The following is a 12,516-nucleotide window of genomic DNA, read 5'->3' on the forward strand; positions in this document are numbered from 1 at the left end:
AATACGTGATTTTGCGAAGAAAAGAAGATAGAAATATATAGCTTAAAAAGATTTTTAAAATTCAGAGAGAGTTTTGTGCTCGGAACCGGATGCCGGAACATGTGCGGCGACTGGGGCGATGCGAGTGAGAGCAATTCCGTTCGCACCATCTACGAGACAATGGACAACCTTATTTAATAATCTGACTAAATACATGGGGCTCTATCAGATGCGCTGGCTGAATGCGAACGTTTTATTGGAGAAAACATAGGAGACAATGTGGTGGGCTTTTCCTCTCACGATATCCGCGATACAAACCCCAAGCTGGTCGGTAAAGCGTTTCATGTCTATGGCGGCGCGGCGCACAAAATCAAGGCGCTCGCGGAGGAAATGGGACATCTTTAACGGCTGCGACAGAAGTTCGAGGCAGCATCCATCATCGGCGGCGCGTCTAGCGTGGAACAGCTGGAAAAAAGCCTGTGCTGCACCGAGTGGGAATCAGCGAAGAGGAGATGGTGCGTCTCGATAAGATTTTAGCAAAGGACGACATTCTGTTCCGTCTGACAGGGGAATTTGTGACGGACTATTCGGACGCGTCCGGAACGAATTGCCTCGACCTGAACCGTCTGTAGTGGTCGCAGCGAATTCTGGACGTGCACGTATCGGTACGTCGCTTCTCGCGAAGTTGTATCTGTTCACGCATGTGGCGGGCGCGGTGGCTGCGAAGTGCGGCCTTGCGTCAGGCACGCCCATCGTGATTGGCGGCGACGGCGTATGTGCGGCGGTGGGCGTGGGCAGCGTCTGAAGCAACGACACGCTCAACGATCTTGCTTGGGTCGTCGTCATAGGTGGTCTTCACCGGCGACGCGACCATCTTCGACCCGCAGCTGCGCACGTACAAATGGGCGCACATGATCCTGGGCAAATATTCTCGCAGTGGTACGATATAGGTCGTGGGAAACTCGTTTAAGCTCATGAAGAAACGCTGTGCCGCGATCTGGAGCGCATCGCGGAGAAGACCGGCGGCAGCGCTTATCACATGAAGGACAAGGAGATCGCCGCCTCGCCCCCGGGTGCAAACGGGCTGCTGTTTTTGCCGTACATTATGGGTGAGCGTAGCCCCCGCTGGAACAGCGAGGCGCGCGGGGATATGCTCTGGGCGTGTATCGGAGGAATTCTGATAAATTTGTACATCATCATGGAGGTGTTCCGTGCAGAGACGGATCTCACCGTGTTGAATGTAATCGGTGACTTGCCAAGGGCGACCTGGCCCGCCATGCGCTGGCGGATATCTGCGGCGCACAGGCAAGAGACTCAATTGGCTGGATGAGGGTGCGTCAATCGGTGCGGGCGTCGGAGCGGATGTGCTGCACGATTTCACTGCGATTGACCGCTTTATCCGCATCGACGACGTGGCGGAGCCCAACTGGGGGAATCACAAAAATACAGCGAGCTCAAACAGTCGTTCGATCAGAGCCATCATGCGCTGCTGGATACCTACAGCGGCCTTGCAAAATGGAAATGAATTACAGGAGGGAAACGTGATGAATGTGAATGAGCTGACCGCGGAGACGTTGGCCGGAATGATTGACCAGACGTTGCTCAAACCGGACGCCACGCTGGAGCAGTTGCGCAAGCACTGCGAGGGCGCCGCAAAATACCATTTCAAAACCGTTGCAATCAACAACGCACCAGTGCCGTTTTGCAAAAAGATCCTCGAGGGCACAGGCGTACTGTGTGACGCGGCGGTGAGTTTTCCGCTAGGACAGTGCACCATCGAGACGAAGGTGTTCGAGACGATCGACGTTATCGAAAAGGGCGCGGGCGAGGTCGATTATGTGGTGAACCTCGTCGAGCTTAAAAGCGGCAATTGGGACTACGTCGAGGAGGAGATGCGCCGGATCGTGGAGGCCTGCCGCGAGAGGGGCATCACGAGCAAGGTGATTTTTGAAAACTGCTACCTGACAGACGATGAGAAAAAAAAGCTGTGCGAGGTGGCGCTGCGTGTGAAGCCGGTGTTCATCAAGACATCCACTGGTTTCGGCACCCACGGCGCGACCGTTGACGATGTGCGTCTGATGAAATCGTGCGTCGGGGATAAGCTACTCATCAAGGCCGCGGGCGGCATCCGCACCGCCGAACAGGCGCTGGCGATGATCGAAGCAGGCGCAAGCCGCATCGGCACGAGCCGCGGCATTGAGATCGTCGAGGGCTTCAAATCTATGCAGAACACCCGAGAAAAACAGTGATGAAGTACGGGATTTATGGGGAGACGGCTACGTTCCGTATGTAGAAAAATTACAAAACGCAGTTTCGATATCCTCGAAATTTTCTGCACGGGATGTGTTCCAAATAGATTGCCAGACTGCAAGAAGCGGACGGGCGCAGCGGCATTGGATTGACTGGCAGTTATGGGACGCGTCCTGGCGAGAATATTTCATCGGCCGTTTCGACCGTCGTAGAGAATACATTTGCGTTTTAGCGCTAGCCACCGTTAGTGCTCAAAGAGCTGGGTGTGACGGCTATGAACAGCAAACTGTACATGGTTAGCAGACAAAAGGAGCGTGGCAGTGCAGCATCGCAAACGTGCGTGTGCTCGCGGATTTGACGGAGCAGCGTGGCATCACGCTGTGCAGGGAGTCGCTCAATCGGCACGGATGGCTTCCTCGTCAACGCCTCGGAAGAATGCATTCGCTTATGTCTGCGAGGTCGGCCGGGACAATATATGCGTCATACCGATCACATGAGCACGGAGAAAACCGACTTCGTCAGGGTCACCCGCGGCGCAAGCGATCTGATGAGGCGTTTCCACGTGGCAGGAGAACAATCGCCGCGTGCCCGTATAAGACCCTGTGGTCTCTTTGGGGAAAACCGGAGTGGTAGCGTTTAGCCTTCTTCCTTTGCTGATTGTTTGAGTGAATTGTCAAACTAAGTGCAGTGGGAATTGAGCTCGAAGTCCCATAATTCCTGGGCAGAATGGAAGTTAAGAATCTTGCGAGGCCTGGCGTTAATCAACGCCAGGTTTCGTTTTTAATGTGGCGGGGGCAACGCGGGAAAGATTTCTGCCCTTGGAATAAAACTCCCGAAGCAGTCCGTTCAGATTCTCATTGGTGCCTTTCTGCCAGGCGCAATACGGGTCGGCAAAATAGACAGCACAATGCAATCGCTCTTCAATAAGGCGCCAGTTGGCAAACTCTGTGCCTCGGTTACAGGTAATGGTCTTGACCAGCTGAGGAGGAAACACGGACAGTGCAGCGACAATGGTGTTCTCCATGGTCTCTGCTCGTCGGTCCAGCATTTTCACCGCAATGTAAAACCGGGTCTTTCGTTCCGCCAGGGTGGCAAAGCAGGCCTTGCTCTTGCCTTGGCCGCTCACCACTGTATCCGCTTCCCAGTGTCCAGCTTCCTGGCGGATGTACACCGACTTGTCCCGCTTGCGGATGGACTTTCCTTTGCTGTACTTTCCCCATGTTTCTTTCACTCCATGGCTCTTTCCCTTGCGGCGAAGCACCTTCAGATTACCGTTTACCAGGTACTTCTCGTAAATCCAGCGGTAGATCGTCCGCCAGCTGGGCATCTTCAATTCACAAGGAGTACAGGCGATTTGCTCCGGCGACCACGTCGCACGCAGTTTTCCCACTATGTAGTCGATAATCTCCTGGGAATGGAACATTCCTCGGTGGCAGTAGGAACGCCGCAGCAGATACTTCTTCTGTGCTGTGTGTGGGTAGTAGGTCGGGATGTCATACATGTGGGTGCAATTCCTCCGTATCTCTCGCGATACTGTACTCACGTTTCTCCCGATCAGTCGGGCTATCTCCCGGTAACTCAATCCGTCCGCATAATATTTCCGTATACAACTGCGTTCTTCTATGGTAAGATGATGATAGTTCATATAGTTCCCACCCTGTGATTTAGTCGTATGATAACTCTATTCTGCCAGGGTTTTGTATGAACTCCTTTGCGTTTTGGAAGGCTGTGGCACAATTGATTTTGAAACCGGAACGCGCTATTTTAAACGCGGATACTGATCCTATCAGGACCTAAGTTTCTTTTCAGATGTCGACTAGTTCTTGAGACATCCTAGAGGAACGGGATGTATAATCTTGTAATATTGTGCAAAAACCGGATTTATAAATTGTATAATAGCGAAAAGTGTAAATTATGCACTAAAATTTATTGACAACAGATTAAAAAATAGATTATACTGACAACAAGGAACCGTTTCCATATTTGAAGTGAGCGTGAGAAGATTTTGACAATCAAAGATATTGCGGATCGGGCGGGTGTGGCAAAATCCACGGTGTCCCGCGTTCTAAACAATTCCGGTTACGTAGGAATAGAGACACGAAAAAAAATTGAACAAGTAATTGCAGAAACCAATTATCTACCCTCGGCGATGGCGAGAAGTTTGTCAAAGCAGGAGTCCAGGACCATCGGTGTGGTGATTCCGGAAGCGGATAATACTTTTTTCGGAGAGGTGTTGCGCGGAATCAGTGAAGTGGTGGATAAAAATAACTTGACAATGATTTTTTGCAACACCGAAAACAACCAGAGCAAGGAACAAAAGGCTTTGCGGATGTTACAGGAACAGCGGGTCCGTGGCTTGATTCTCACGCCTACAGCGGATTATGGTTCACCCAAAGAGGCCCGCAGGTTGAAAACCGCCTTGGACCGATTGAACGTTCCGATTCTGTTGTTGGACCGCAAAGTGCAAAATCCCCAATGGGATGGAATTTATTATGACAATTTTGGAGGCGCCTATCAGGCTACGGAAGCGCTGATCCAGGCCGGTCATAAAAAAATCGGCATCATCACGGGCGATTTGAGCCAGTTCCATGGCCGGGAGCGCTTTCGAGGATTTAAGCAGGCCATTTATGATTCCGGGCTTTCTGTGGATCCGGCGTACATCTATGAAGGCGATTTTACAACCCAAAAGGCCTACGAACTTACGCGACAGATGATCGCTTCCGGCAACATGCCACAGGCAGTTTTTTTGAGCAACAACCTCACTTCGCTGGGGTTCATAAAGGCGATTTTCGAGGTTAAAATGAGACTCGGAAAGGATATATGTTGTATTGGATTTGATTATGTAGATGCTTTTGACATTTTGAACATTGGATTCAGCTATGTAGAGCGTGACACAATCAATATGGGACGAATGGCAATGCATATGCTCATGGACCGGATCGCTCAACCCGACTTGCCCCGCAGAGAACATATCATTTCCGCAAGCTTGATGCTGCGCGGTTCAGAACGTTGGAGCGAGTGAGCGTTTTCAATACAAAGCCGATGCCCCTGAGGCAAAACGGGGCATTTCTTTCCTCAAAAAGAGGAACCGGTTCCAATAACTGAGCCGCTTTTTATATTTGTTTGCATCATATTTATATTTAATGTATGGGAACTGCATATTTGAAAGTGCAAAAGAATATTTTGCGCTCATAATTTTACCAAAAAAAGGAACCGGTTCCTCTTTTTGGTAAAACAGCGTTGCTTTTCATAACAGTATGATCATTTTTCTTTGCATAAATGGACCCAAGGATGGAGGTGGAAGCCGAAGCGTTTGAAGATTTGCATCAAAACGTTGTTCACACAGAAAGGAAAGAGAGGCGTTAAGAGTTGGATAATCATGTAATTTCTCCTGCCGAAAAGAAACAGTCTTTGCAGCGTCAAATGGGTTTGTTGGGCGTCATTGCAATGGGAGTTGGAAATACCATTGGTTCTGGTCTGTTCTTTATTCCGCAGAACCTTGCTGCGGCAAGCACGCCTTTGGCGTCTCTGATTGCATTTGTAGTGTCTGCATTTGGCTGTATCATCGTCGCGTTTAGTTTTGCGAATCTTTCGCAAAAAATGCCGTTGAGCGGCGGCACCATTGTGTACGTGAAAAAGGCCGAAGGGAGTTTTGCGGCGTTCTTGGTAGGTTGGTACAACTGGTTTGCGGGCCCCAGCTCCATCGCGGGTCTGGTAGTCGGCATGGTGGCTTACCTGGGCGTATTTTTCCCGGTTCTGCTGGTCAATAATGTGGCGGCGCTGATTGTGTGCCTGATCCTTTATTGGTTCATCGTTCTCATCAACATTCGTGGTGTCAAGAGCGCCAGTGCGTTCAATATCATTACCACCGTGGTAAAGGTCATCCCCATCATTCTGTTCGTGCTGATTGCGGCGACCAAATTCGATTTTGCCAATTTGACCACCGTGAATCCTGCTATGGTGCAAGACGGCGCAAGTCAGTTTGCCACCATTCCCGCTGGACTTGCCGTCACCATGTGGTGTTTCATGGGCTTTGACACCATCGCACAATCTGCAGGTGTTGTCAAAGATCCGGAGAAAAACATCAAACGTGGTACCATTTTGTCCATCCTGTTTGTTACGATTGTCTATGTGCTGGTCATCTTTATAGCGTATGGGGTCATGGATCAGGAAATGCTGGCTGGCACAAGTGCTCCCTTCTCCGAAATTCTTCAGTATTGCACGGGAAGCAATGTGTGGAGCTATGTCATGTCGATCTTCATTATGTTCTCCATTTACGGTTGCGCAAGCGGCACCCTGCTTGCTGCGGCGCAGTTCTCTTACGGTATGGGCGAACAGAAGATCTTCCCGCCGATCTTTGCAAAACTGCATCCCAAATACAACACCCCCATCACTGCGCTCATCATTGAAGGAATCTTCGGCAGCCTGCTGATCATTGCCAACTATACGAAAGGCCTGGCAGGCGCCTATCTGTTCATCATCCTGGTCTCGACCATGTCGACCATCATCTGCTTCATTGCCACGGTGCTTTCGGATATCATGTTACTGCGGGATATGGGCGGCAAGGTCACTCCTTGGCGTTACATCAAAAAATGTGCGCTTCCGCTGCTTGCGTTCGTATACCTTCTGTATGCCATTTATGGAACGGGCTATGAATCCGTCATGTGGGGCTTCCTGTTCCTGCTGCTTGGATTGCCGGTATACGCGTACATGCGTTATAAATATCCCCAGTCGATTGTGAAATCGGGAGAAGCTGCAGCAGACGAAGACGTGCACTGATCTTTTTAACCTTTGACTTGTGCGCGGCGCATGCCGCCGTGCACAAGTTAATCCATTGCATTCCCAAAACCTTGTGCGGAAAGGAGCCTTGAAATGAACACGAAAATTGTAGAAGCACTCAAAGTGATTGAAATCCCCTATGGAGATATTGGCTGGGGATTGGACGTCAACAACAAAGAGGCGGGAATTCAATCCGACCTGCAATATTGGACGGAGCCGCGGGAACTGCACGACTACCATTTGTGTGGAATTTATCATACGGCGGATGTTCCTGTCACAATTAATGAAATTCAATATGCGCCGAAAGACGGCGAGCGCGTGTATGAAACGCTGTCGAGAAGCGTTTCCGACGCGGTGTGCACGGGGTTGCTGGAGGGGAAAAGCGTTCTCCTGACCGGCGGCTATTGCATGTACGGCGTGCCGGTGGCCGGAGGAATTCAGAGAGCCTTTGGACCTGAGACAAAAGTGGGTATTATATACCTGGACGCACATGGTGACATCAATACGCCCGAGAGCACCAATTCCGGAATGTTGGGCGGCATGCCTTTGGCCACTGTGTTGGGGCTGTGCTTTGAAGATTGGCGCCGGTTTGTGGGAATTGAGGTCCCCTATCGCGACACGGATGTGCTGCTCAGCGACGCACGGGATGTCGACCAGGGAGAACTCGCCAATCTGAGCCGCTTGGGTGTAAAAGTGCTGGATACCAAGGCATTTTGCGATGCAGATCAATGGAAGGCCGCGGTGGAAGAGCTGGCAAAGCGTGTGGATGTGCTTTATCTGCATGTGGACGCGGACATTCTGGATGGACGGTATGTTCCAGATCATTTTACCATTGAAATGGGCGGTCCCGATATCAATACCGTGCTGAGAAACATCAAAACAGTGATGGACACCGGCAAAGTGGCGGTGTACAATCTGAACTCCATCTATTTCAACACTGGCGAGGAAAAAGAAGGGCGCGAAGTGAGCACATTGAGCGGCCTGAAGCTGATTGCGGCTGGCCTTGGAAATTGGAAAAAATGCCCGAGCCTGGGCTGATTTTTCTTGCGTTTCTGCGCTGTGCCTCTGCGAAAGTCCCTATGGCATACAAAGTATACAAAAACTTGTTCGCATTTTAGGTTAGAAAAACAATTTACACCGGCCGAAAAGCTTCGTATAATAGGCCGTGTGGAACCGGTTCACTAAAACGGTTCCGCAAAAATGCAGAGAAAAATGGACATAGAGCAAAAACATTGCCTATATGAAAGAAAACCAACGCGAAACGTAAAGAAATTTGGGTCATTTGTTTACTTCCTCCGCATTGGTAAGCGCGTAAAGGCGGTTTTTTGCATGGTACCGGTTCTATAAATGGATCAAAATAATTCAAGGAAAAGAGGATTGAACATGGGAAAAAAACCATATGAAGTTGCTGTTATCGTAAAAGCTTTGAACTCCGACTTTTGGCAGACAATGTTGAACGGCGCCAAAAAAGCGGCCAAAGAGCACCCGGAACTTCTGAAAGTGACGACCTACGGCCCGCCCGAGGAGAGCGACATTGCTCTTCAGGTGGAAATTCTAGAGCGCGTGGTGGAGAGCGAACCGGACGGCATCGCGATTGCTTCCACCAGCAATGACCTGACCATTCCCGCTATCGACGCGGCCATGAAAAAGGGAATCCCAGTTGTCACAATGGACAACCGAATCCGTTCGGACAACTTTGTTTCTTTCCTTGCCACGGACAGCGTCAATGCTGCCGCCTCCGCTGCGGACGCCATGCTCGGCGATTGGAAGAAGGCTGGAATTTCTCCCGAGGGAAAGAAATTCGTGGTCATCAATTCTTCCCGCGAGTCGAAGGTGGACCAGGACCGTGACCGCGGCTTCATGGAGCGCATGAAGGCGCTGGTTCCCTCGATGACGATGCTGGATGTGCAGTATGTGGAAAATGATCCCGTATTGACGGCCAAGGTCACCAAGACGCTGATCGAGGAGAACCCGGATCTGATCGGAATCTTTGCGGATAACGATATGACGGGCGTGGGAATCTCCAGGGGAATTGCCAATGCGGGCGCCGCCGGCCGTGTGATGGCATATGCCTTTGATGCGAACGAAGAGGAAATTCGTGCGGTCAAAGACGGCGTGCTCACGGGCATGGTTGTTCAGGATCCCATGGGAATCGGCTACAAGAGCGCGATGTTCCTGACACAGGTGCTGGAAGGCGGCACGGTGCCCAAGGATGTCGACACGGGTGCCACCATCGTCACAAAGGACAACATCGACGATCCGACCGTACATAAGCTCCTCTACCCCAACGAGTGATGGCTTTTTCAAAATTTGACGGATGTTGCAGAGAGGAGAGGCGGTACATATGATTTACAAGCAGGTAGAAAAAATCAAGGAACCAATTTCCGCAATAGGAATTGGCTGTTGGAATTTTGGTGGCGACTGGGATTGCTCCGACGACAGCAATACTGAAAAAATTGTGCTGAGCGCCATCGACCATGGCATTAACTTTTTCGACATTGCGCCTGTGTACGGATTTTCTCATTCAGAGACCGTGCTGGGTTCGATTTTGAAAAAACATGGTTTGCGCAACAAGGTGCTGATTGCCAGTAAGTGCGGACTGCGCTGGGGAGAAGACCGCGTGACGCGCAACGATTTGAGCAAAGAGAGTATCCTGTGGGAGATTGACCAGAGCCTGACGCGCCTGCAGACGGACCACGTGGACATCTATCAGCTCCACTGGCCCGACCACAATACGCCGATCGAGGAAACGGTCGAGGTGCTGAAACAACTGCAGGCAGCCGGAAAGATCCGCTATGTGGGCCTGACCAACTTTTCACAGAAGGACGCCGAGCATTTTGAATCGCTGATGGAGATTCATTCTCAGCAGTCGCTCTACAATATGCTGGAGCGCAATACGGACAGCTACCACCATATTCCGTTGGAATATAAGACGGAAAAGGAAGTGTTGCCGCATGTGAAAGCCCACGGCCAGGCGTTCATGCCTTACAGCCCCATGTTCCAGGGCCTTTTGAGCGGCAAATTCAAAAAGGATTTGAATTTTTCGGACAGGGACATTCGCAATCAAAACCCGAAATTTTCGCCGCCGCTGTTTGAACGTTATTACAAAGCGGCATGCAGCCTGAATGATTTGGCCAAAAAGATCGGCCATCCGCTGAACGAAATCTCCCTGAACTGGCTGCGTCAGAAACCAGAGGTTACTTCCATCATTGCCGGAGCTGGTACGCCAGAAGAGCTGACGGAAAATCTCCATTGTCTGACCTGGGACTTGACGGAGGAAATGTTCGCGGAGATCGAGACAATCATCGCACCCTTTGAAAATATATAAAGGAAAGATGTCTATGGCGGTATATTTGATGGCGCACGATTTAGGAACCACTGGAAACAAGGCAACACTGTTTTCGGTAGATGGCACATTGGTTGCGCATACGGTGTATCCCTATCCTACGCGCTATTTCAACAGCACTTGGGCAGAACAGGATCCCCGGAATTGGTGGAAGGCCGTATGCGAAACCAGTCGTCGCCTTTTGGAGCAGGTTCCTGCGGGCGACATCGCCGCGGTTGCCTTCAGCGGCCAGATGATGGGATGCGTTTGCCTGGGCAAACGCGGAGAGCTGCTGAGAGACGGCATCATCTGGGCGGATCAGAGAGCGGTACAGCAGGCGCAAAATCTGGAAAAAGACATTTCCCAACAGGAGTTTTACCGGATTACAGGGCATCGCATCAGCGCTTCTTACAGCCTAGAAAAATTGATGTGGGTGAAAGATCACGAGCCCGATGTCTTTTCCAAGTTGGGAAAATGCCTCAATCCAAAAGACTATGTCGTCTATCAGCTCACAGGCGAACTTGCCACGGATTATTCGGATGCGTCCGGCACCAATGCCTTTGATCTGAACAGAATGTGCTGGTCGACGGACATTCTTCGTCTTGCCGGTGTAGATGAAAAATTTTTCCCCGAAGTCTTTCCGTCTACGCACATTGCGGGCAGAGTGACGGAACGCGCCGCCGCCCAATGCGGGCTGTTGGCCGGTACGCCGGTCATCCTTGGTGGTGGCGACGGAGTTTGCGCCGCAGTGGGCGCGGGCTCCGTCAAAGAAAACAGCGCGTATGCTTATCTGGGATCTTCCTCCTGGATTGCCTATTCTTCCCACCAGCCGGTGTACGATCCGCAGATGCGCACCTTTAATTGGGCGCACATTGTACCGGGCTATTTTGCCCCGACCGGCACCATGCAGGCGGCGGGCAATTCGCTTTCTTTCATGAAAAACAACCTTTGCAAAGATTTGATCGAGGCAGTCTGTCAGACGGGCGGAGATGTCTATGAGGCCATGGATCGTGAAATCGAGATGTCGTCGTGCGGTGCCGGTGGGCTTTTGTATCTGCCCTATCTGCTGGGCGAGCGCAGTCCACGCTGGTCTCCGGAAGCACGCGCTGCCTTCATCGGCTTGAAAATGGAACATCAGCGCAAAGACCTGCTGCGGGCGACCGTGGAGGGCATTGCCATGAATCTGGAAATTATCTTCAAGGTGTTCCGCCAGCACGCCGACATTGAAAACATCCATCTGATTGGCGGCCTTGCAAAGGGGAAAATCGTGGCGCAAATTCTCACGGACGTTCTGGGATGCAACACGATGCGGATGAATTATCTGGAGGAAGCGACGTCCATTGGCGCGGCAGTGACGGCCGGCGTCGGCGTTGGTGCGCTGAAAAATTTTGAGAGCGTTGAACATTTTGTGCAGGCACAGGAGGCGCTGTCGCCTCAGCCCGAGGCCCAAAGACAATACGAGAAACTGAAACCGATTTTCGACGAGGCGTATTTTGCGTTGCAATCGGTTTACCGTCGGTTGGCGTCTTTGCAATAAAAAGGGGTTCGCGGGCCTGTTTCGAGAGCGCCGTCCGCAAGGGAGGGAAAATCGGCGGATGCACTGCCGGGCCGCTTGCGGGTGCACAGGAGAAAATCCAAACGGAGATGTGCGCGAAAAGCTCTTCGGGTTGCACACGAGGCGATTGCACGCGCCGGTCAGCTGAAGGACGCATCGGCCGTGCGAAAATGAATTATCCGGGTCGGAGATAAAAAACGAGAGGAGTAATGAAAATGTTTAAAACGGGCATCATCAATCCACAAATCAATTATCATCTTTCCTGCCTGGCTCACCAGGACAGCGTGATGATCAGCGATGCGGCCATGGAATTACCGGCTTATTTGAACCGTGTGGATCTCGCCTATACGCCGGGAATTCCCGAGATCACCTCTGTGGTGAAAGGGATCTTGAAGGAATGCATCGTGGAGAAAGCCTGTATGGCAAATGAGATGAAGGAGTATTCTCCCGAGCTGTTTGCCATTTACAGCGAAATCTTTGCTAAGGAAGACATTCCTGTGGAGTGCATCCCCCACACCGAATTCTGCAAACTGGCCGATAAAGTGTCGGTGGCAATCCGGACGGGTGAATTCCATTATCATTATTCTTCGGTCATCCTTGTAAGCGGTTGTCCGTATTGAGAAAGGAG

13 protein-coding genes are annotated in these 12,516 nt (G+C 51.2%); 12 read left to right on the forward strand and 1 reads right to left on the reverse strand.

Going from position 1 to position 12,516, the window contains the following annotated elements; translation table 11 throughout:
* Window positions 1-261: 261 nt before the first annotated feature.
* The 5 genes from WMO24_RS14335 (at window position 262) to deoC (ending at window position 2,228) form a co-directional block, all read left to right on the forward strand.
* Complete coding sequence (locus WMO24_RS14335; RefSeq protein WP_349217047.1) at window positions 262-384, forward strand: hypothetical protein; 123 nt, start codon at window positions 262-264, stop codon at window positions 382-384.
* Window positions 385-458: 74 nt separating this feature from the next.
* Window positions 459-611 (forward strand): hypothetical protein, encoded by a 153-nt coding sequence (locus tag WMO24_RS14340; protein ID WP_349217048.1) that lies wholly within the window; start codon window positions 459-461, stop codon window positions 609-611.
* On the forward strand, window positions 611-784 hold the full coding sequence (locus WMO24_RS14345; protein ID WP_349217049.1) for a hypothetical protein: 174 nt from the start codon (window positions 611-613) through the stop codon (window positions 782-784). Before WMO24_RS14340 ends, WMO24_RS14345 begins: the two co-directional genes overlap by 1 nt.
* Window positions 785-1,018: 234 nt before the next feature.
* The gene (locus tag WMO24_RS14350) at window positions 1,019-1,309 is read left to right on the forward strand and encodes a hypothetical protein (RefSeq protein ID WP_349217050.1); all 291 of its coding nucleotides are present in this window, start codon (window positions 1,019-1,021) and stop codon (window positions 1,307-1,309) included.
* A gap of 214 nt (window positions 1,310-1,523) precedes the next feature.
* Window positions 1,524-2,228 carry a deoxyribose-phosphate aldolase gene (deoC, locus tag WMO24_RS14355; RefSeq protein ID WP_349217051.1) on the forward strand — a complete coding sequence of 235 codons (705 nt, stop codon included), beginning with the start codon at window positions 1,524-1,526 and terminating at the stop codon, window positions 2,226-2,228.
* 758 nt (window positions 2,229-2,986) lie between these two features.
* On the opposite strand, the gene WMO24_RS14360 is transcribed toward deoC, so the two are convergent.
* On the reverse strand, window positions 2,987-3,874 hold the full coding sequence (locus WMO24_RS14360) for an IS30 family transposase (protein ID WP_435414131.1): 888 nt from the start codon (window positions 3,872-3,874) through the stop codon (window positions 2,987-2,989).
* Between the two features lie 360 nt (window positions 3,875-4,234).
* Here WMO24_RS14360 and WMO24_RS14365 point away from each other — a divergent pair, with 360 nt between their 5' ends.
* The 7 genes from WMO24_RS14365 to rbsD all read left to right on the forward strand — a co-directional run bounded on the left by WMO24_RS14365 (window position 4,235) and on the right by rbsD (window position 12,508).
* Window positions 4,235-5,251: a LacI family DNA-binding transcriptional regulator gene (locus WMO24_RS14365; RefSeq protein WP_349217053.1), complete on the forward strand. Its 1,017-nt coding sequence runs from the start codon at window positions 4,235-4,237 to the stop codon at window positions 5,249-5,251.
* Window positions 5,252-5,652: 401 nt separating this feature from the next.
* Entirely contained in the window at window positions 5,653-7,008 is a 1,356-nt protein-coding gene (locus tag WMO24_RS14370; protein ID WP_349217054.1) for an APC family permease, read from the forward strand.
* Between the two features lie 93 nt (window positions 7,009-7,101).
* Window positions 7,102-8,046 carry an arginase family protein gene (locus WMO24_RS14375; protein WP_349217055.1) on the forward strand — a complete coding sequence of 315 codons (945 nt, stop codon included), beginning with the start codon at window positions 7,102-7,104 and terminating at the stop codon, window positions 8,044-8,046.
* A 345-nt stretch (window positions 8,047-8,391) separates the two neighbouring features.
* Entirely contained in the window at window positions 8,392-9,303 is a 912-nt protein-coding gene (locus tag WMO24_RS14380) for a substrate-binding domain-containing protein (protein ID WP_349217056.1), read from the forward strand.
* Window positions 9,304-9,352: 49 nt separating this feature from the next.
* Window positions 9,353-10,336: an aldo/keto reductase gene (locus tag WMO24_RS14385; protein ID WP_349217057.1), complete on the forward strand. Its 984-nt coding sequence runs from the start codon at window positions 9,353-9,355 to the stop codon at window positions 10,334-10,336.
* Between the two features lie 13 nt (window positions 10,337-10,349).
* Window positions 10,350-11,870 carry a xylulokinase gene (xylB, locus tag WMO24_RS14390; RefSeq protein WP_349217059.1) on the forward strand — a complete coding sequence of 507 codons (1,521 nt, stop codon included), beginning with the start codon at window positions 10,350-10,352 and terminating at the stop codon, window positions 11,868-11,870.
* 233 nt (window positions 11,871-12,103) lie between these two features.
* A complete protein-coding gene (gene rbsD, locus WMO24_RS14395; RefSeq protein WP_349217061.1) occupies window positions 12,104-12,508 on the forward strand; it encodes a D-ribose pyranase in 405 nt (134 codons plus the stop codon).
* Window positions 12,509-12,516 lie beyond the last annotated feature (8 nt).

Source organism: Ruthenibacterium intestinale (assembly GCF_040096265.1).
Lineage (GTDB): Bacteria > Bacillota > Clostridia > Oscillospirales > Ruminococcaceae > Ruthenibacterium > Ruthenibacterium komagatae.

Coding starts and splice junctions, on each gene's coding strand:
- WMO24_RS14360 (WP_435414131.1), bottom strand. CDS start 3,874: ATGAACTATCATCATCTTACCATAGAAGAACGCAGTTGTATACGGAAA.
- rbsD (WP_349217061.1), top strand. CDS start 12,104: ATGTTTAAAACGGGCATCATCAATCCACAAATCAATTATCATCTTTCC.
- WMO24_RS14370 (WP_349217054.1), top strand. CDS start 5,653: ATGGGTTTGTTGGGCGTCATTGCAATGGGAGTTGGAAATACCATTGGT.
- deoC (WP_349217051.1), top strand. CDS start 1,524: ATGAATGTGAATGAGCTGACCGCGGAGACGTTGGCCGGAATGATTGAC.
- WMO24_RS14350 (WP_349217050.1), top strand. CDS start 1,019: ATGAAGGACAAGGAGATCGCCGCCTCGCCCCCGGGTGCAAACGGGCTG.
- xylB (WP_349217059.1), top strand. CDS start 10,350: ATGGCGGTATATTTGATGGCGCACGATTTAGGAACCACTGGAAACAAG.
- WMO24_RS14375 (WP_349217055.1), top strand. CDS start 7,102: ATGAACACGAAAATTGTAGAAGCACTCAAAGTGATTGAAATCCCCTAT.
- WMO24_RS14380 (WP_349217056.1), top strand. CDS start 8,392: ATGGGAAAAAAACCATATGAAGTTGCTGTTATCGTAAAAGCTTTGAAC.
- WMO24_RS14385 (WP_349217057.1), top strand. CDS start 9,353: ATGATTTACAAGCAGGTAGAAAAAATCAAGGAACCAATTTCCGCAATA.